19 protein-coding genes are annotated in these 19,082 nt (G+C 70.4%); 15 read left to right on the top strand and 4 right to left on the bottom strand.

Features of this window, described 5'->3' with window-relative positions; genetic code table 11:
* Positions 1 to 26 precede the first annotated feature (26 nt).
* The gene (locus tag FHS08_RS01785; protein WP_167034930.1) at positions 27 to 503 is read right to left on the bottom strand and encodes a DNA modification methylase; all 477 of its coding nucleotides are present in this window, start codon (positions 501 to 503) and stop codon (positions 27 to 29) included.
* Positions 504 to 672: 169 nt separating this feature from the next.
* On the opposite strand from FHS08_RS01785, the gene FHS08_RS01780 reads away from it, so the two are divergent.
* Together FHS08_RS01780 and ispD are read left to right on the top strand one after the other, a co-directional pair.
* Entirely contained in the window at positions 673 to 1,155 is a 483-nt protein-coding gene (locus FHS08_RS01780) for a CarD family transcriptional regulator (protein ID WP_167034928.1), read from the top strand.
* A 69-nt stretch (positions 1,156 to 1,224) separates the two neighbouring features.
* Positions 1,225 to 2,424, top strand: a complete 1,200-nt coding sequence (gene ispD, locus FHS08_RS01775; protein WP_167034926.1) for a 2-C-methyl-D-erythritol 4-phosphate cytidylyltransferase — start codon at positions 1,225 to 1,227, stop codon at positions 2,422 to 2,424.
* Positions 2,425 to 2,499: 75 nt separating this feature from the next.
* Here ispD and FHS08_RS01770 read toward each other — a convergent pair whose 3' ends face one another.
* Both FHS08_RS01770 and FHS08_RS17215 read right to left on the bottom strand, forming a co-directional pair.
* Positions 2,500 to 2,967 (bottom strand): GNAT family N-acetyltransferase, encoded by a 468-nt coding sequence (locus FHS08_RS01770; RefSeq protein ID WP_167034924.1) that lies wholly within the window; start codon positions 2,965 to 2,967, stop codon positions 2,500 to 2,502.
* Positions 2,968 to 3,085: 118 nt separating this feature from the next.
* On the bottom strand, positions 3,086 to 4,018 hold the full coding sequence (locus FHS08_RS17215; protein ID WP_167034922.1) for an EamA family transporter: 933 nt from the start codon (positions 4,016 to 4,018) through the stop codon (positions 3,086 to 3,088).
* A 63-nt stretch (positions 4,019 to 4,081) separates the two neighbouring features.
* Here FHS08_RS17215 and cysS point away from each other — a divergent pair, with 63 nt between their 5' ends.
* From cysS to FHS08_RS01750, 3 genes are all read left to right on the top strand, one after another.
* Positions 4,082 to 5,539: a cysteine--tRNA ligase gene (gene cysS, locus FHS08_RS01760; RefSeq protein WP_167034920.1), complete on the top strand. Its 1,458-nt coding sequence runs from the start codon at positions 4,082 to 4,084 to the stop codon at positions 5,537 to 5,539.
* Positions 5,532 to 6,533 carry a 23S rRNA (guanosine(2251)-2'-O)-methyltransferase RlmB gene (gene rlmB, locus FHS08_RS01755; RefSeq protein WP_167034918.1) on the top strand — a complete coding sequence of 334 codons (1,002 nt, stop codon included), beginning with the start codon at positions 5,532 to 5,534 and terminating at the stop codon, positions 6,531 to 6,533. The genes cysS and rlmB overlap by 8 nt, the downstream gene beginning before the upstream one ends.
* 138 nt (positions 6,534 to 6,671) lie before the next feature.
* Complete coding sequence (locus tag FHS08_RS01750) at positions 6,672 to 7,313, top strand: NAD(P)-dependent oxidoreductase (protein ID WP_167034916.1); 642 nt, start codon at positions 6,672 to 6,674, stop codon at positions 7,311 to 7,313.
* Positions 7,314 to 7,343: 30 nt separating this feature from the next.
* On the opposite strand, the gene FHS08_RS01745 is transcribed toward FHS08_RS01750, so the two are convergent.
* Positions 7,344 to 8,342 (bottom strand): ketopantoate reductase family protein, encoded by a 999-nt coding sequence (locus FHS08_RS01745; protein WP_167034914.1) that lies wholly within the window; start codon positions 8,340 to 8,342, stop codon positions 7,344 to 7,346.
* Positions 8,343 to 8,459: 117 nt separating this feature from the next.
* Between FHS08_RS01745 and FHS08_RS01740 the strand changes: the two genes are divergently transcribed.
* The 10 genes from FHS08_RS01740 to FHS08_RS01695 all read left to right on the top strand — a co-directional run bounded on the left by FHS08_RS01740 (position 8,460) and on the right by FHS08_RS01695 (position 19,081).
* Complete coding sequence (locus tag FHS08_RS01740) at positions 8,460 to 9,938, top strand: amidohydrolase family protein (protein ID WP_167034912.1); 1,479 nt, start codon at positions 8,460 to 8,462, stop codon at positions 9,936 to 9,938.
* Complete coding sequence (locus tag FHS08_RS01735) at positions 9,938 to 10,243, top strand: Dabb family protein (protein ID WP_167034910.1); 306 nt, start codon at positions 9,938 to 9,940, stop codon at positions 10,241 to 10,243. The genes FHS08_RS01740 and FHS08_RS01735 overlap by 1 nt, the downstream gene beginning before the upstream one ends.
* A gap of 5 nt (positions 10,244 to 10,248) precedes the next feature.
* The gene (locus tag FHS08_RS01730; protein ID WP_243847322.1) at positions 10,249 to 11,298 is read left to right on the top strand and encodes a zinc-dependent alcohol dehydrogenase; all 1,050 of its coding nucleotides are present in this window, start codon (positions 10,249 to 10,251) and stop codon (positions 11,296 to 11,298) included.
* A 154-nt stretch (positions 11,299 to 11,452) separates the two neighbouring features.
* Positions 11,453 to 12,346: a cupin domain-containing protein gene (locus FHS08_RS01725; RefSeq protein ID WP_167034907.1), complete on the top strand. Its 894-nt coding sequence runs from the start codon at positions 11,453 to 11,455 to the stop codon at positions 12,344 to 12,346.
* Positions 12,343 to 13,050 carry an SDR family NAD(P)-dependent oxidoreductase gene (locus FHS08_RS01720; RefSeq protein ID WP_167034905.1) on the top strand — a complete coding sequence of 236 codons (708 nt, stop codon included), beginning with the start codon at positions 12,343 to 12,345 and terminating at the stop codon, positions 13,048 to 13,050. Before FHS08_RS01725 ends, FHS08_RS01720 begins: the two co-directional genes overlap by 4 nt.
* A gap of 57 nt (positions 13,051 to 13,107) precedes the next feature.
* Positions 13,108 to 14,496, top strand: a complete 1,389-nt coding sequence (locus tag FHS08_RS01715) for a M24 family metallopeptidase (RefSeq protein ID WP_167034903.1) — start codon at positions 13,108 to 13,110, stop codon at positions 14,494 to 14,496.
* Positions 14,497 to 14,533: 37 nt separating this feature from the next.
* Positions 14,534 to 15,679, top strand: a complete 1,146-nt coding sequence (locus FHS08_RS01710) for an MFS transporter (RefSeq protein WP_167034901.1) — start codon at positions 14,534 to 14,536, stop codon at positions 15,677 to 15,679.
* A 158-nt stretch (positions 15,680 to 15,837) separates the two neighbouring features.
* Complete coding sequence (locus FHS08_RS01705) at positions 15,838 to 16,704, top strand: ABC transporter permease subunit (protein WP_167034900.1); 867 nt, start codon at positions 15,838 to 15,840, stop codon at positions 16,702 to 16,704.
* Positions 16,704 to 17,786 carry a branched-chain amino acid ABC transporter permease gene (locus FHS08_RS01700; protein ID WP_167034898.1) on the top strand — a complete coding sequence of 361 codons (1,083 nt, stop codon included), beginning with the start codon at positions 16,704 to 16,706 and terminating at the stop codon, positions 17,784 to 17,786. The genes FHS08_RS01705 and FHS08_RS01700 overlap by 1 nt, the downstream gene beginning before the upstream one ends.
* Positions 17,783 to 19,081 (top strand): ABC transporter substrate-binding protein, encoded by a 1,299-nt coding sequence (locus FHS08_RS01695; RefSeq protein ID WP_167034896.1) that lies wholly within the window; start codon positions 17,783 to 17,785, stop codon positions 19,079 to 19,081. The genes FHS08_RS01700 and FHS08_RS01695 overlap by 4 nt, the downstream gene beginning before the upstream one ends.
* The last annotated feature ends 1 nt before the right edge of the window (position 19,082 follow it).

The raw sequence follows: 19,082 nt of genomic DNA, 5'->3' as shown, positions 1-19,082 counted from the left end.
GCCGCGGCATCCCGTCTCGCGGGCCGCTACGGAGCGAGCGACTCGAGGTACGAGAGCGATCCGTCGAGGACGGGGATGTCGGCGCGCACCGTGTCTGCGTCGCCGGACTGGAAGAAGACGGGCAGGTCGGACCCCGGAAGCGTGTCGATGCCCTTCACCAGGAGCGGCTCGGTGTCGTCGCTGCCGAGGCTCACAACGCTGCGCGCGGGGACGCGGACCGACTTCTGGATCGCGCCCGAGCCCTCGCCGAACTCGAGGCTCAGCGTCTGCGCGTCGTCGGTGTCGTTGACGATCGCGGCGACGAAGTTGCCGTTCTCTCCGGCCTCGTCGGCGACGATGAGCGCGTTGCGCACCTGCAGGGGCGAGCCTGGCGCCGAGACGCTGACACCGTCGGCCGGCGAGTAGTGGATCGTCGTCGCCTGCGGCGAGATCATGGCGCAGCCCGTCGTCCCGAGGGCGATGGCGGCGCCGACGGCGAGCGACGCGATGAGGCGCGATTTCACGGATCCTCCAAGGGGGAGCGGACGACGGCTTACCTCACGATTCTAGAGGGTCGGCGTGTCGTCCTCCGCGGGGCCGGCCGCCGCCGAGCCCGCACGCGTCCAGGGCGGCGGCGAACCTTAGCGTATGCCGCCTGTGGTATTCTGGAGGTTGCCGAAAGGACATAACTGCATGCTTTTTGAGGTTGGCGAGACGGTCGTCTATCCCCATCACGGGGCCGCGACGATCATCGAGGTCAAGGACCGAGTCATCAAGGGCGAGACGAAGAAGTACCTGAAGCTCAACGTCACGCAGGGGGACCTGATCATCGAGGTCCCGGCGGAGAACGTCGATCTGGTGGGCGTCCGCGACGTGATCGGCAAGGAAGGCCTCGACCGAGTCTTCGAGGTCCTGCGGGCTCCCTTCACGGAAGAGCCGACGAACTGGTCGCGCCGGTACAAGGCGAACCTCGAGAAGCTCGCGTCGGGCGACGTCATCAAGGTGAGCGAGGTCGTGCGCGACCTGTGGCGCCGCGATCAGGACCGCGGACTGTCGGCCGGTGAGAAGCGCATGCTCGCCAAGGCGAAGCAGATCCTCATCTCCGAGCTGGCCCTCGCCGAGAAGACCGATGAGGAGCGCGCGAGCGTCGTCCTGGAAGAGGTCCTCGCGTCCTGACGCGCACGCGATCGCGCTCCGCTGCCGCCGCATCGCACGACGCCGAGCGCCCTCGGTAGTCTCGATGGCATGAGCGTCGACCCCGTTCCCCGTGTCGCCGTCGTCGTCGTCGCGGCCGGATCAGGCACGCGACTGGGCGCCGGCGCCCCCAAGGCGTTCGTCGGGCTCGACGAGCACACGATCCTGCGTCATGCGCTGCGCGGGGTCTTCGCCGGGCCCCGTGCGCAGGTCGTCGTCGTGGCGCCCGACGGACGTGAAGGCGACGCGCTGACCGACGTGCTCGAAGCGGCGGGGGCCCGCCGCGACCTCGCGTCCGTCGTGACGGGGGGAGCGACCCGGCAGGGCTCGGTCGCGGCAGGGCTCGCCGCCGTGTGGCCCGACGTCGATGTCGTCCTCGTCCACGACGCGGCCCGTGCCCTGGTGCCCCCGGAGGTGTTCGCGCGCGTCGTCGACGCCGTCGAAGAGGGGCTCCCCGGGGTCGTTCCCGTGCTGCCCGTCATCGACACGATCAAGCGCATCGAGGGGAACGCCGTGCAGGCGGCCGTCGACAGGTCGCAGCTCGCGGCGGCACAGACGCCGCAGGGGTTCCGGCGCGACATCCTCGACACGGCGTACGCCGTCGCGGACGAGGAGTTCACCGACGATGCGGCGCTCGTGGCCGCAGCGGGTCATCCCGTGTACGTCGTCGACGGCGATCCGCTCGGGTTCAAGATCACGACGCCCGCCGACCTCGAGCGGGCGCGTTCGCTCGTGCACCCCGTCGCGCCCGCGCAGACGTCGCTCGACGCTCGCGCCCCGGGCCCTCGCGTCGGGGTCGGCACCGACGTGCACGCCTTCGGCGGAGACGGCGACCTCTGGCTCGCGGGGCTCCGATGGAGCGGCGAGCGGGCGCTGTCGGGGCACTCCGACGGCGATGCCGTCGCGCACGCGATCGTCGACGCGCTGCTGTCGGCGGCGGGGCTCGGCGACATCGGAACCCACTTCGGCACGGACCAGCCTCAGTATGCGGGGGCGCACGCCGACGCGTTCCTCTCGCGCACCGCGGCACTGCTCGGCGAGGCCGGATGGCGCGTCGGCAACGTGTCCGTCCAGGTGCAGGCGGGACGCCCGCGGTTCTCATCGCGTCGGGCGGAGGCCGAGGCGGCGCTGTCGGCCGCACTCGGCGGCGCCCCCGTGTCGGTCGCGGCGACGACGACCGACGGGCTGGGCTTCACGGGGCGCGGCGAGGGAGTGGCGGCGTTCGCGGTCGCGCTCGTCGTTCCGGCTTGAGGCCGCGGCTCGTCGTTCCGGCCTGAGGGCGCGGCTCGTCGTCCGGAGGCGGCCTCCGTGAGAACCCGCCCGGCGCTACAGAGCCTTCGTCATGAACCGGGAGAACGGATCGAGCGAGTAGTCCTCGAACGGACCGCACTCGACGAACCCCTCGCTCTCGTAGAGCCGCTGTGCGGGGAGGAACTCGGCCGGCGTGCCCGTCTCGAGCCACAGGCTCGACATTCCGCGCAGGCGCGCTTGCCCGAGCACGTGCCGCAGCAGCGCGCGCCCGACTCCGGACCCGCGGAAGCGGTCGTCGACGCGCATCGACTTGATCTCGCCCCGGTCGGCATCGAGGCTCTTGAGCGCGGCGATCCCGGCGAGCTCGCCGTCGATCCACGCCGACCAGAACGTGATCGACGGATGCCGCAGCCCGTCGAGGTCGAGCGCGTGCACGCTCTCGGGCGGCGAGCTGTCGTGCATGCCCGCGAGATGGCGCGAGACGAGGGCCTGGGTCTGCGCGCCGGAGAGGTCGTCGACGCGGATCTGGATGTCCGTGGTCATGTCGCCGACAGTCTCGCACGCGGCGATGTCGGGCCCGTTTCGTCCCGCCTCGCGCGACCCGGCCGGCCTGGCCGGGCCGGGTGGCCGTGCACGGCCGGCGCACTCGATGCGCGCAGGCTCAGCCCTCCACGGCGAACGGCTCGGGGTCCCGGGCGCGCCGCGAGCCCCAGGCGAGCAGCGCGAGTCCCGCCGCGAGCAGGACGACGCCGCCGACCGCAAGACCCGAGAGCCGCTCGCCGAGCACGGCGATGCCCAGGACGCTCGCCGTGAGCGGCTCGCCGAGCGTCAGCGTCGCGGCGGTCGCCGCCGTGAGGCCGCCGAGGCCCCACGTGAACAGCGTGTAGGCGAGCGAGATCGTCGCGAGCCCGAGCCACAGCGCCATGACGACGCCGGCCGGCTCGCCGAGCCAGCGCAGGTCGACGAAGGGCAGCACGAGCGCCGACAGGACGGCCGAGCCCAGGCCCATCGAACCCACGACGGTGAACGGATCCCAGCCCTCGTCGAGCAGGCGCCGCTGTGCGTTGGCGAGGATCGCGAAGGACGCCCCTGCCCCGAGCGAGCCGAGCAGCCCGAGCGGATCCGTTCCGGCGGCGCCCGACGCATGCGCCTGGCCGCCGAAGCCGAGGAGCACGACGCCGATCGTCGCGAAGCCCGTCGCGAGCATCCACGTGCCGCCGGGCATCCGGCGCGTGAGCGTCCACTCGAGGATGCCCGCGAGCACGGGAGCGGCGCCCAGTGCGACGACCGTCCCGACCGCGACGCCGTTGCGCGCCGTCCCGAGGAAGAACAGCGGCTGGTACACGACGAGGCAGACCGCCGTCGTGGCCATGAGCGCGACGGCTCGTCGGCTCGGGCGCGGCGCGGGGGTCGTGCGCCGCCGCGCGTGGCGTCGCGCAAGGACGAACGCGACGATCGCGAGGCCCGTGCCGCCGATGACGAGGCGGACGGCTCCCACCGCGAGGGGCGTCGTCCCGTCAGGCCCGAGCGCCAGCGACGTGCCCGTCGTGCCGAACAGGACGGCCGCGGCGAGGACGGCGAAGACGCGGAGCACTCTACAGTTCTACCGGGTCGTCACGACCAGGACTCGCGCAGGCCCCGCCGGTAGGCTGGTGCGGTGACGGTCCGGCTCTATGACACCAAGGCTCAGGCGCTGCGCGACTTCGCGCCGCTCGACCCGGCGAACGTCACGATCTACGTCTGCGGTCCGACCGTCCAGTCGGGACCGCACATCGGGCATCTGCGCGGCGCGCTCGCGTTCGACCTCCTGCGCCGGTGGCTGACCCATAGGTTCGGCCGCGTGACGTTCGTGCGCAACGTGACAGACATCGACGACAAGGTGCTCGCGAACGCGACAGACGCCGAGCCGTGGTGGGCCCTCGCGTACCGCATGGAGCTCGAGTTCTCGCGTGCGTATGCCGCGATCGGCATCCTGCCCCCGACGTACGAACCGCGGGCGACGGCGTCGATCCCGCAGATGCAGGAGCTCATCGGGCGCCTCGTCGAGGCCGGCTACGCGTATGCGGCGGGGGATGCCGCGCCCGGCGACGTCTACTTCGACGTGCGGTCGTGGCCGCACTACGGGCAGCTCACGCGGCAGTCGCTCGATCTCATGGAGTCCGCGGAGGACGCCGACCCGCGGGGCAAGCGCGACCCCCGCGACTTCGCCCTGTGGAAGGGCGCGAAGCCCGACGAGCCGTCGTCGGCCGTGTGGGACTCGCCGTGGGGTGCGGGCCGCCCCGGCTGGCACATCGAGTGCTCCGCGATGTCGCGGCGCTATCTCGGCCCCGAGTTCGACATCCACGGCGGCGGCCTCGACCTGCGCTTCCCGCACCACGAGAACGAGCTCGCCCAGTCGGCGGCCGCGGGCGACGGATTCGCGCGCTACTGGGTGCACAACGGCCTCGTGACGGTCGGCGACCAGAAGATGTCGAAGTCGCTCGGCAACTTCGTGCTCGCCGACGACCTCCTGCGCGACCGCGACCCGCTCGTCGTGCGCTACGCGCTCGCCGCGGCGCACTACCGCTCGAGCCTCGCGATCTCAGAGTCGTCGTTCGACGAAGCGGATGCCGCGGTCGACCGCATCCGCACGTTCCTGCAGCGCGTGCAGCGCGTTCCGAGCGGACTCGAGTGGTCGGCGCAGCGACCCGCCGCGACCGCCGCGGACGCGAGCGAACCCGACTTCCACCTCCTGCCGAAGGCGTTCGCGGATGCGCTCGATGACGACCTCGGCGTGCCGCAGGCGCTCGCGATCGTCCACGAGAAGGTGCGTGCGGGCAATGCGGCTCTCGACGCGGGCGCGAGCGACGACGCGCACGTCGCAGCGATCCAGGTGCGCGAGATGACGCGCATCCTCGGCATCGATCCGGGGGCAGAGGAGTGGACGGCGCGCGACGGCGGGGGAGCGGCATCCACTCTCGACACCCTCGTGCAGACGATGATCGCGCAGCGGGCAGACGCCCGCACGAACAAGGACTGGGCGGCGGCCGACCGCATCCGCGACGCGATCGCGGCGGCCGGCATCGTCCTCGAAGACGGTCCCGACGGGACTCATTGGAGTGTGACTCATGGCTAAGCCACCGCGCCCCGGCGCAAGCAGAGGCAAGAAGAAGGGTCCCCTCAAGGGCACGGGCGGCCACAGCCGCAAGGCGCTCGAGGGGAAGGGCCCGACGCCCAAGGCGGAGGATCGCGGCTGGCACGTCGCCGGCAAGCGCAAGGCGGCGGCCGAGCGCTATGCGGCGGCGGGCGGCAAGGGAAGGCCGGGCGCCAAGCCGGCAGGCGCCGGTGGCAACCGCCCGCCGAAGGCGAAGTCGGGCGACGACACCGAGACGGTCACGGGCCGCAACTCGGTGCTCGAGGCGCTGCGCGCCAAGATCCCCGCGACGTCGTTCTACATCGCGCAGCGCGTCGAGATGGACGACCGCGTCAAGGAGATGCTGTCGATCGCGACGCATCGCGGCATCCCCGTCCTCGAAGTCACGCGCCCCGAGCTCGACCGCATGGCGGGCTTCGACGGCGTGCACCAGGGCGTCGCGCTCAAGGTGCCGCCGTACGAGTACGCCCACCCGCAGGACCTCCTCGAAGCGGTCGTCGAGCGCGGCGGGGTCCCGCTGTTCGTCGCGCTCGACGGCGTGACGGATCCGCGCAACCTCGGGGCCATCATCCGCTCGACGGCCGCCTTCGGCGGCGATGCCGTGATCATCCCGCAGCGCCGTTCGGCGGGCGTCAACTCGGCGGCGTGGAAGACGAGCGCGGGGGCGGCGGCACGGGTCCCCGTCGCGATCGCGCCCAACCTCACCTCGACGCTCAAGGAGTTCAAGAAGCAGGGCGTGTTCGTCCTCGGCCTCGACGGCGGCGGGGACGTGTCGCTGCCCGCCCTCGAGCTGGCCGATCGGCCCGTCGTCATCGTGGTGGGCTCCGAGGGCAAGGGCCTCTCGCGGCTCGTGACCGAGACGTGCGACCAGGTCGTGTCGATCCCGATCTCGGCGGCCACGGAGTCGCTCAACGCGGGGATCGCGGCATCCGTCGCCCTGTACCAGGTCGCGACGCTCCGGGCGGCCCAGGAGTAGGCCGCCCCGCAGCAGGCCGCCCGCGCCGCAGGCCGGAGAGCGCCCCCGGCTCGAGAGGCCACGAGGTCGATGCACGGGAATGCACCGCGCGGGCGGCGGATTGCATTCGGCAGACATCCCACCGTCGGAAGGAACACCATGGCTCGCATCGCCGTCATCGGAGGCACCGGCTTCGCCGGTCGCCACCTCGTCCAGGAGGCCGTGGACCGCGGTCACTCGGTCGTCTCGGTCGCCCGTTCCTACCCGCGCGAGCGGGTCGCGGGCGCGACCTACATCGAGGGCACGCTCCTGGACGCGCCGAGCCTCGCCGCCGAGCTGCAGGGCGTCGACGTCGTCGTCTCGGCCGTCGCCCCGCGCGGCGACATGCTCGGCAAGGTGCGGCCCAACCTCGCGGCGCTCGTCGCGGCGCTTCCCGAGACGGTCCGCGTCGGCGTCATCGGCGGTGCAGGCGGTAGCCTCGTCGCACCCGGGGGCCCGCGTCTGGTCGACACGGAGGGCTTCACCGAGGAGTACAAGCCCGAGTCGCTCGAGGCGTACGGCGTGCTGGAGGACCTGCAGGCGACGGATGCCGCACGCGACTGGTTCTACATCCACCCCGCGGGGGGCTTCGGAGCGTTCAACCCGGGACAGCGGACGGGCTCGTACCGCGACGGCGGCGACGTGCTCGTGGTGGACGAGGACGGCCGCTCCGACATCTCGGGCGCCGACTTCGCCATCGCGGTCCTGGACGAGATCGAGAACCCGAAGCACCGCCGCGAGCGCTTCACCGTCGGGTACTGAGCGGCCGGCCGCCGGGCGCAGCCTCGACGGTCACCGGCCGCCGAGCAGCGCCGCCGTGTTGTGCGGCCCTGGCGACAGCTCGCCCCGCTCGACACGACGGGCGAGCTCGACGATCCGCGTGTTGACGGGGGTCGGGATGCCGAGCCGGGCTCCTTCGTCGGCCACGAGGCCGTTGAGCTCCGACGCCTCGCTGCGCCGGGACTTGCCCCAGTCCTGCAGCACGGTCGTCGTGGCGCCGGGTCGCACGAAGCCGTAGACGGCGTCCAGGAGCGCCTCGGCGACGGAGCCTTCGAGGTCGGCCGGCGTCAGCCCGAAGATCGGCAGGATGCCGTGACCGCGTGCGATACCGACCGCGAGCGCCTCGTCGCTCGCCGCGATCATGAGCTCGCGCAGGCCGGGCACGTCGCGCGCGTCGAGCATCGGCATCCCGAGGAGGGCCGTCGTCACGAGCAGCGAGCAGTTGCTCACGAGCTTCATCCACTTCGCGGACTCGATGTCGGCGAACCGCTCGACGCACCCGGACGAGGCCAGCAGCGCCGCGACGCCGTCGGCGCGGGGATCCGCATCGACAGCGAACCACGACGCCTCGGGCTGCGTATGGCGCTGCACGATCCCGGGCTCGGTCATGGTCGAGGAGATCTCGATGACCGTGCCGATCGCACGGTCGGGGCCGACCACGTCGGCGACGGCATCCGTCGTCATGCCGTTCTGCACGGCGGCCACGACCGCGCCCTCGGCGAGATGCGGCGCGAGCAGCTGGGTGGCCCAGCGCGTGTCGTACGCCTTCATGACCACGAGCACGACGTCGAACGGATCGCGCAGCTCGGCCACCTGGCACAGGTGGACGACGCGCGGCTCGACGTGCAGCTCGCGGTCGGCCATCCGCACCCGCAGGCCCGCCGAGCGCATCGCCTCGACGTGCGCGGGCCACTGCTCCACGAGCGTCACGTCCACGCCCGCCGCCACGAGGTCTGCGCCGATCGATGCGCCGTTCGCCCCCGCTCCGACGACTGCCACTCGTCCCGTCATTGCGCCCTCCTTCGGGCTAAAGCCCTGCTGAACACGACAGGGGTCGAGACTGTTGAAATCGCCGGGCATCCGGTAGAGAGTGTAAATCAATGCTGAACATTCTCGAAGGGGAGAACAATGAGCACACCCGAGCCGGCCGCCGCCCCCCGCGCCGAGGACTTCGTCGCAGGCAGGCCGATCGTCTTCCGCAATGCGACCGTGATCACGGTCGACTCGCCCGGCGTCATCGAGGGCGGCGACGTCCTCGTCACGGGCGAGACGATCACGGCCGTCGGACCGCAGCTCGAGGTGCCTGAGGGCACGCTCGAGATCGACGCGACGGGCGGCATCATCACGCCCGGCTTCATCGACACGCACAGGCACATGTGGCAGACCGCGCTGCGCGGCTACGGCGGAGACTGGGCACTGACGCAGTACTTCGTCTTCTACTACCTGCAGTGGGGGCAGGTCTTCCGCCCCGAGGACGTCTACGCGGGGAACCTCCTGAGCGCGCTCGAGTCTGTCGACACGGGCGTCACGACGACGCTCGACTGGTCGCACGGACTGCGCAGCCCCGAGTACGGCGAGGCCGCCATCCAGGCCTTCCGCGAGATCCCCGGGCGCTTCGTGCTGGCCTACGGCAACTACCTCGGTGCGCCGTGGGAGTGGTCGAACAGTCCCGAGTTCCGCGACTTCGTGACGAAGAACTTCAACGCGCCCGACGACATGCTGGGACTCGCGCTCGCGTTCGACGTGCCGGGGTCGCCGGAGTTCCCCGAGCTCGGCGCGTTCCAGGCCGCGCGCGAGCTCGGCCTGCGCGTCACGACGCACGCGGGCGTGTGGGGAGCGACGACCGACACCGGCATCACGCAGATGTACGACGCCGGCGTCATGGACGACACGATCACGTACGTCCACTCGAGCTCCCTCAACGAGCAGAGCTACCAGAAGATCGCGGCGACGGGCGGCACCGTCTCGGTCGCGACGGAGTCGGAGCAGAGCGCGGGGCAGGGCTACCCGTCGAGCTGGGCGATCAGGCACTACGGCATCCCCGCCTCCATCTCGATGGATACGAGCGTGTGGTGGAGCGCCGACTTCTTCTCCGCGATGCGGGCGACCCTCAGCGCCGACCGCTCGCGCGACCACCTCGAGGCCCACGCGCGCAACGAGACGATCGTCGCGAACCGCCTCCGCGCGGAGGACGTCGTGCGGATGGCCACGATGGGCGGCGCCAAGGCGCTCGGCATGGAGGACGCGATCGGCTCGATCACGCCGGGCAAGAAGGCGGACCTCCTGCTCATCAAGAACGACGAGTCGCCCGCGATGACGCCGATCCTGCACCCCTACGCGCACGTCGTGTACCAGGCGGGCACGGCCGACGTGCACACCGTCGTCGTCAACGGCAAGATCGTCAAGTACGAGGGCAAGCGGATCGGCCTGCCGCTCAAGCCCATCGCCGACAAGGTCGCGGCATCCGTCGAGCACGTCCGGTCGCAGCTGGGCGAGGACCGGTGGTTCGCCGACATGCACCCCGAGATCGAGCCGGATGCCGAGATCGAGAACCCCTACAAGTACACGTCGGGCGATGCCCACGTCACCGCCGCATCGGAGGGCTGATGATCCTGCACGTCGCTATGTTCACCTGGAAGGACGATGTCACCGCGCAGGACGTCGCCGAGCTCACGGCGCAGCTGACGGCGATGGCCGCCGAGGTGCCGTCGCTGCGCCGCTACCACTGCGGACCGAACCTGCGACTGCGCCCGAGCGACGCCGACTACGTCGTCGCGGCGACGGTCGATGACGAGGAGGGACTCACGGGATACCTCGATTCGGACGTGCACAAGGCCGTCTACGACCGGATCCTCGGCCGCATGATCGAGCGCAGGCAGGCCGCGCAGCTGGACATCGGCGCGGCGGGGTGACCGCGATGAGGGCCGCCGTCCTCCACGCCGTGGGCGATCTGCGGGTGGAGGATCGGCCGATCCTGCAGCCGGGTCCGGGCGACGCCCTCGTGCGCGTCACGGTGTGCGGCGTGTGCGGCACGGACGCGACCGAGTTCAGCCGCGGCCTGCTGTCGGAACCGCCCGTCACGCTCGGCCACGAGTTCGCGGGGGTCGTAGAGGCGGTCGGGGCGGGGGTCGAGACGCCGCCCGTCGGGGCCGCCGTCGTGTGCGGCGCGGGGATCTCGTGCGGCGAGTGCAAGCCGTGCCGCGCCGGGCGCACGAACCTGTGCCGCCGCTACCGCACGGCGGGATTGCAGGTGGACGGCGGGCTTGCCGGATATGTCGTGGTGCCCGCGCGAACGCTGCTCGACGTGTCGGACTCGGGTCTCGCGTCCGACACCCTCGGACTTGCTCAGCCCATGGCGATCGCGGTGCACGTCGTGCGCAGATCTGGCCTGAAGGCGGGGCAGGATGCCGTCGTCGTGGGCGTCGGGGGAATCGGCGCGTTCATCACCTTCGCCGCCGCCGCGACGGGCGCGCGGGTCATCGCGCTGGACCGTGTGCCCGATCGGCTCGATCTCGCGCGTGATCTCGGCGCGAGCGACGTCGTGATCGCGGGAGAGCGGGCTCTCGCGGATGTGCTGGCGAGCCTCGGCGTCGAGGCCGACGTGCTGTTCGAGGTGAGCGGGTCGCCCGCAGGTCTGGCCGACGTGCTCGGGGCGGCCCTTCCGGGAGCCGTCATCGTGCCCGTCGGCGTGCAGAAGGAGCCGGTCACGGTGCCCCTCGGATCGTGGACGCTGCGCGAGTACACGATCGTCGGCTCCGTCGCTCACGTCATCGCCGACGACCTTCCCGAGGCCGTCCGGCTCCTCGGGGCACGCACCGACTGGTCGGACATCGCGAGCGAGGTCCTGCCGCTCGATCTCCTGCTCGACGGGGCTCTGCGACCGCTGCTCGAGGGCAGCTCGACGCAGATCAAGACGCTCGTCGACCCGTGGATCGCCGAGCCGAGACCGGCGGTCCACGCCCGGTGAATCGCCGGGCGCGGAGCCTTGACAACATCGTGCAGTTTCAGTTCACTTTAGTTTAGTACCACTGAACATCCGCTCGGATCGTCGGTCCAGCGGAGCAGTCCGAGCGCGAACCTGCGCGGTCAACGAGGACGATGCCGTTCTCAAGGAGGAGCACATGGCGAGATTCGTCGTCCGCCGAAGGGATGAGGCGGACTACCTCGATCCGGGCCCCCTGGCTCCCGGGGCGCAAGGCCTCACGCGCTGGCGTGCCGTCGGCGAGGCCGACGGCGCCGCGCACACCGACTTCGGGATCACTCGCCTGGCCCCGGGCGGCCGCACCGCGGCGCACGTGCACTCGTTCGAGGAGAGCTTCCACGTCCTCGAGGGCGAGGTCGTGCTCGCAACGTCCGAAGCGACGGTGCGACTCGTCGCGGGCGACTACGGCCTCATCCCGATCGGCGTGCCGCATGCCTGGCGCGCGGTCGGCGACGCCGAGGCCGCGTGGGCGGACCTGTTCACTCCGCCTGCGCGCGAGCGGTACGGATCCGACACCTACCGCGTGCCCGAGATCCCCGACGCGACGCCCGTGCGCGTCGACACCCGAGACCCGCGCACGCGCTCCTTCGGAAACATCACGACGGAGCACATGAACCCGGCCAGGCAGTCGCAGGAGCTGCTCGCCGTCTCTGCCAGCATGCGCACGGCCCTCCTCGTCTACAGCGGGATCACGCTCAAGATGATGGTCGACTCCGATCTCGGCGCGACGCTCGGGACGCTCTTCATGGTGCAGTACGACCCAGACGGCAAGGCCGGACCCCACGACCACCCCCTCGAGGAGGCGTACCTCATCACGGAGGGCGAGGTGATCGCGACCTTCGACGGCGAGGAGTTCCTCCTGAAGGAGGGCGACATCGCATGGGCCGGGGTCGGCTGCGTGCACTCGTTCGCCGCCACCGGCGCGCCGGTGCGGTGGCTCGAGACGCAGTCGCCGCAGATGCCGCCGCGCCACGCGTACCGGTTCGCCCGGGACTGGGAGTACTTGACAGAACATCTGGAGGAGGAGCTATGAGCGGACGCGTCATTCTCGTCGTGGGAGGATCCTCCGGGATCTGCAACGAGCTCGCGAAGGATCTCATCGCGGGGGGCGACCGCGTGATCGTCACGAGTCGCAGCCAGGCGACGGCGGATGCCGTCGCCGCCGAGCTCGGGCCGAACGCCCGCGGCATCGCGCTCGACGTCTCGGAGCCCGAGGAGATCGCCGGGCGCCTCGCCTCCGTCGAACAGCTCGACGGGCTCGTGCTCGGGGCGATCGAACGGGACGCCAACACGATCCGCGAGTACGACATCGCGCGGGCACGCCGGCTCATCACCCTCAAGCTGATCGGCTACACCGAGACCGTGCACGCGCTGCTCGATCGCCTCACGCCGTCGGTCGACACGGGCATCGTGCTGTTCGGCGGTCGCGCGAAGGATGCCCCGTATCCCGGCTCGACGACAGTGTCGACGATCAACGGCGGCGTCGACGGGCTCATGAACACGCTCGCGCACGAGCTGGCGCCGATCCGTGTCAACTCGCTGCACCCCGGGATCATCGGCGACAGCCCGTTCTGGGCAGGCAAGCCCGAGGGAGTGCTGGCGGGGTACCAGGGCCGCACGCCGGGAGGGGAGCTCGCGACGATGGCCGACATCGTGGATGCCGCGAAGTTCCTCCTGTTCAACCGCGGCGTCTCGGCCCACAGCCTCAACGTGGACCGGGGCTGGCGCATCACGTGATCCCGCCGGAGCCGGCCACCGGCGATTCGACCGTACGAAGATGAAGTGGAGTGGAAGATGAGCATCGCCACGCGCGGCACGATGGGTGTCGACTGGGAAGCCCGGGTCGACTTCGACCGGCTCAGGGAGGAGCGCCTCGCGCGACTGCGCGCGGAGCTCGAGCGATCGTCGATGGGGGCCGTGCTCGCGTTCGACTTCGGCAACATCCGATACGCGTCCGCGACCCACATCGGCACGTGGGCCATGGACAAGCTCATCCGCTTCTGTCTCGTGACGCGCAAGACCGACCCGATCGTGTGGGACTTCGGCTCTGCCGCGAAGCATCACGCGCTGCTGAACCCGTGGCTGCACGAGACCCACATGGAGGCGGATGCCGATCCCCACGCGCCGCACCACGGCGCGACGAGCCCTCGGCTCGAGTCGGGCGCGCGCGCCGGCATCTCGACGCTGCGCGGCGCGTTCCCCCCGTCTGCCGGGATCGCGCAGGGGGTGGCGCGCAAGATCCGCCGGGAGCTCGAGAAGTTCGGGCTGCTCGGCGAGCCGCTCGGCGTCGACATCGTCGAGCTCCCCGTCCTGTTCGCGCTGCAGGCGGAGGGCATCCAGGTCGTCGACGGGCAGCAGGTGTTCATGGAGGCGCGCCGCATCAAGACCCCGGACGAGATCACGCTCCTCACGACGGCCGCATCGATGGTGGATGCCGCGTACGACCAGCTCTACGAGTTCCTGCGCCCCGGCGTGCGCGAGAACGAGTGCGTCGGCCTCGTCGCGAAGGCGCTCTACGATCAGGGCTCGGAGTACGTCGAGGGCGTCAACGCCATCTCGGGGGAGCGGTGCGCGCCGCATCCGCACGTGTACTCGGACCGCGCCGTCCGCCCCGGCGACCCCGCGTTCTTCGACATCCTGCATTCCTTCAACGGCTATCGCACGTGCTACTACCGCACCTTCGCGGTCGGCTCGGCGAGCAGGGCCCAGGTCGACGCGTACACGCGCGCTCGCGAGTACATGGACGTCGCGATCGCGTCGGTGCGCCCCGGCGCGACGACCGCCGACATCGTGACGCTCTGGCCCACGGCGCAGGAGTTCGGCTTCCCCGACGAGGAGGCGGCGTTCGCCCTGCAGTACGGCCACGGCGTCGGCCTCTCGATCTGGGAGAAGCCGATCTTCTCGCGGCTCACCTCGCTCGAGCACCCCGAGGAGCTGCAGGAGGGGATGGTCTTCGCCCTCGAGACCTACTGGCCCGCGGCCGACGGGTGGGGCGCGGCGCGCATCGAGGAGGAGGTCGTCGTGACGGCCGACGGCTGCGAGGTGATCACGAAGTTCCCTGCCGAGGATCTCCTCGTCGCCGGCGGTGGACGCTACTTCACGGTGAACGGCCCGCTTCCCGGCATCCGAGACTCCCAGTCGCACCTCAACACGCCCGAGGGCCGCGGAGAAGCCCACGACTGAGGAACGGTCTCGCGTGCGGGGACGATGGGCGCTCCGCATGCTGCACCCGACCACCGTCCTCACGTTCGCGATCTTCTGGTCCACGCTCGACCGGTCGCTGATCCTGCCGCTGGTCCCCACGATCGCGCGCGACCTCGGGGCGACGGTTCCGGGCGCGGCGACCGCCATCACGCTGCAGGCGCTCGCCTACTCGCTGCTGCAGATCCTGTGGGGGCCGCTGTCGACGCGATGGGGGCGGGTGCGCGTGCTGTGGCTCTCGACCGCGATCGCCGCCGCGGCGAACGTCGGGAGCGCGCTCGCTCCCGACCTCACGTGGTTCCTCATCGCCCGCACGGCGTCGGGCGGCGCCTTCGCCGCGACGTTCGCTGCCGTGCTCACGTACTTCGGCGACACGCTCCCGCTCGAACGTCGTCCTGCCGCGATGTCGAACCTCGCGACGGCGACGGCGCTCGCCCTCGGGTTCGGCACGCTCGTGTCCGGCGCGATCGTGACGGCCGTGTCATGGCGGTCGATCTTCGGCGGATTCGCCGTCGTGACCATCGCGATGGCGTGGGCGATCTCGCGGCTGCCGGACGCGGCGGACCGGCACGAGGAGCGTGTGCTCGTGCAGCTGCGGCTGCTCCTGCGCAACCGCTGGGGGCTCGGTGTGTGCGCGCTCGTGGCGGTCGAGGGACTCCTTCTCATCGGCGTGTACAACCTGCTCCCTGTCGCCCTCCAGCAGGAGGGCGAGGACGTCTTCGTGTCGGGGCTCGTCACCTCGGTGTTCGGAGTCGCGGTCGTCGTCGTCAGCCAGGTCATGAAGTCCGTCATCACCCGCATCCCCCCTGCCGCGTTCATCGCGGTCGGGGGCGCGTGCGCCGTCGCCGCCTTCACCGTGCTGGCGACCGGTGTCTCGCCGGTGGCTGTGCTCGTCGGCGCCGGGCTCATGGGGACCTCGTGGGCGCTGGCCCATACGACCCTGCAGACCTGGATGACGGATGCCGCGGCCGCGACACGTGCGCTCGGCATGACGCTCTTCTCCATCTCGCTCATGCTCGGCGGCGCGGCGGGCGCGGCGCTGGGCTCGGTGGCGGTGGGACTGGACGCATTCCCCACACTCTTCGTCGCCTCGATCGCCGTGTCGAGCGGATTCGCGATCGCGGGGACGATCTCGCGCGCACGCTACACGGTCCGCGGTGGCTGACGTTCTGCGCAAGGTGAGTTTCTGCGCAAAGGTGAGTGTGCACTGTTACTTCAACGTTGTGCAGTGCCACTTGACAGTATCCACCCCCCTTGCTGTACTAGGACGAACCAGCACTCCCGCAGGCAACTCCCCGACGACGTGGAAGGTCTGAAACCTCGGTGTTCGAACCCGTCTTCCTCGCGCAGCAGGTGCTCAACGGTCTGAGCTTCGGCGCTCTCCTGTTCCTCCTCGCGAGCGGGCTGACGCTCGTGTTCGGCCTCATGCGCATCGTGAACATGGCGCACGGCGCGTTCTACGTGCTGGGCGGCTACATCGGAGTCGTCGTCGCGACACTGACGGGCAACCTGCTCGTCGCCCTCATCGCCGCCGTCGTCGCCGTCTGCGTGACGGCCTTCGTCGTCGAGGTCGTGCTCCTGCGTTTCGTGCGCGGGCAGGAGCTGCCCGAAGTGCTGCTCACGATCGGAGTCTCGTTCGTCATCACCGACCTGTGCCTCGCGATCTTCGGCGGCGACCCGCAGAATCTGCCGAACTCCGTCAAGGTCCCCGGCGCGCTCATGATCGGGTCCTTCGCCTACCCCTGGTACCGGATCTTCGTCATCGGGGTCGCACTCCTCATTGGAATCGCCCTCGCCCTCGTGCAGAACCGCACACGCGTCGGGGCGATCGTCCGCGCCGGAGTCGACGACCGCGAGATCATCACGGCGATGGGGGTCAACATCCGCTGGGTGTTCACGGGGATGTTCGTGGTCGGCGCGGCGCTCGCCGCGATCGGCGGCACGATCGGCTCCGGCATGCAGAGCATTCTGCCGGGCGTGCAAAATGAAGTGCTCCTCTACGCGCTCGTCGTCATCATCATCGGAGGGCTCGGCAGCATCCCAGGCGCTGCCGTCGGCAGCGTTCTCATCGGCCTCATCGACGCGTTCGCGAAAGCCTGGATCCCCGAGCTCGCGTACTTCACGATCTTCCTGCCGATGGCCATCGTCCTCGTGGTGCGACCGACCGGCCTGTTCGGAAAGGCCGCCTGATGAGCAATCGCCTCGTCGAGACCAGGACAGTCCGCACCCTCGGCGCTCCGCGCCCGGGGCGCGCGCAGACCGTGAACCTCATCCTCCTCGTCCTCCTCCTCGCGGCAGGCATCGCGCTGCCGTACCTCGGCGCGACGAGCTTCACGGTGACGCTGTCCTCGACGATCCTCATCGCCGCGATCCTGGCCTCGAGCGTCAACTTCCTCGCGGGCCAGGGCGGAATGGTCTCGCTCGGCCACGCCGGCATCGCCGCGGCATCCGCATACGGCGTGGCATGGGCGTCGCGCGAGGGCTTCGACCCGGGCGTGCAAGCGCTCTTCGCGCTCGGGATGACTCTGCTCGTCTCGCTCGCCTACGGCCTTCTGTCGATGCGCACGAGCGGCATCTACTTCCTCATGGTGACGCTGGCGGTCGGCATGCTGGTCTACGGCCTCGCGTTCCGCTTCTCCTCCCTGACGGGAGGGGAGAACGGCATCTCCGGCATCGACCGACCGGAGTGGATGGACTCCTACTGGGTCTACTACTACGTCGTGCTCGGGGCCTTCGTCCTCGTCACGGCAGGCCTTTGGGTCGTCGGCAGCTCGCCGTTCGGCGCGAGCCTTCGGGGGGTCCGCGACAGCGAGAGCCGCATGCGCAGCCTCGGCTACAGCGTCCCCGCCTACAAGCTCGGCGCGTTCATGATCTCCGGCGCCGTCGCGGGTCTCGCGGGACTGCTCGCGGTCTGGAACACGCACTTCATGAGCCCGTCCTCGGCGGGCGTCGACCGCTCCGTCCACCTCATCGTGATGGTGATCCTCGGCGGCGTGGGAACGCTTCTCGGGCCGCTCATCGGCGCTGCCGTCGTCGTGCTCGTCGAGAACGTGCTCTCGAGCTACGTCGACCGCTGGCCGACGATCCTCGGACTCATCTTCATCCTCGTCATCCTCTTCGCGCGCGCCGGCATCGCGGGCAGTGTCCGCAAGCTCGTCAACTGGATTCGCCGGCGCGCGACATCCGAGTCCCGGGACGATCCGGGCTCACCACAGGGCACAGCCGTGTCCGCTGCAGTCACAACGCACCAAGATGGAAAGGACCTGCCATGAAGTCGATAACGATGTCGACTCGCGGCCGCCTCGCAGCGGTCGCCGGCCTGGGAGTCGCGGCCATGCTCGCGCTCTCGGCCTGTGCTCCTCCCGGAGCCTCGCAAGAGGTGACGCCCGAACCCACGGAGACCACGGCCACCGGAACGCTCAAGGTCGGCTACATCTCCCCGACGACGGGCAACTTCGCCGTCGCGGGGCAGGAGATGGTGGACGGCTGGAATCTGTACTGGGACACGAACGGCAACGAGGTCAACGGCGTCACCGTTGAGACGATCGTCGAAGACGACGCGGGCAACCCCGAGACGTCGCTCACGAAGGCGCACAAGCTCGTCGAGCAGGACGGCGTCGACGTCATCGTCGGTCCCCTCCTGGCCAACACGGCGCTCGCGGTCGCCGAGTACACGGCGAGCGTCGGCATCCCCAACCTCCAGCCGGTCGCGGCATCCGACGACTTGACGCAGCGCAACGCGAACGACCTGACGGTGCGCACGGGATCGATGGGCGGCTCGCAGGCGAACTTCCCCGGCGGCGAGTGGGCCGCGACGGACGGCGGATTCAAGACCGCCGTCACGCTGTGCGCGGACTACGCCTTCGGGTGGGAATCGTGCGCCGGCTTCGCGCAGGGATTCGAGCAGAACGGCGGAGACGTCGTCCAGCAGATCTGGTTCCCCAACACCACGACGGACTTCTCGACCTACGTCTCGCAGATCCAGGCGGCGAACGCCGACCTCGTCTACGTCGCGACGGCCGGCGGCGCCCCGGGACCGAACTTCCTCAACGCGTACCTGGGCCTGGGCCAGGACATGGACAAGCTGCTCCTGAACTGTTGTGCGGCAGACCAGGGCACCCTCCGCGCGATGGGCGACCAGATCGTCGGACTGAAGTCCGTCAGCTACTGGGCGGAGGGTCGCGACAGCGATGTCGTGACGGAGTTCATCGACGCGTACAAGGAGTTCTCGGACGGCAAGGTGCCGGGCGCCTACGTCGCAGGCGGCTACATCACAGCGTCGCTCGTGGCCTCGGTGCTCGCTGAGAACGGACTCGTGACGGGCGCCGACCTCGTGTCGGCCATCACCGAGTTCACGTTCGAGGACAGCATCTTCGGCAGGGTCTCGTGGGACGACTACAACAACACGGTCGGACCCGTGTTCATCCGCGAGGTCGAGAAGTTCGACGACGGCAACCTGTACAACGTGCCGATCGCGACGTTCGAGGACGTCGACCAGTGGCTCGGTCGCACTCCGGAGGACGCGCTCGCACAGCCGAACTACTCGGCGCAGTTCCAAGGAATCTGAG

The organism is Microbacterium ulmi (genome assembly GCF_011759705.1).
GTDB lineage: Bacteria > Actinomycetota > Actinomycetes > Actinomycetales > Microbacteriaceae > Microbacterium > Microbacterium ulmi.
The sequence above is the reverse complement of the archived record's forward strand: the minus strand, read 5'-3'. Positions and strand labels throughout refer to the sequence as shown.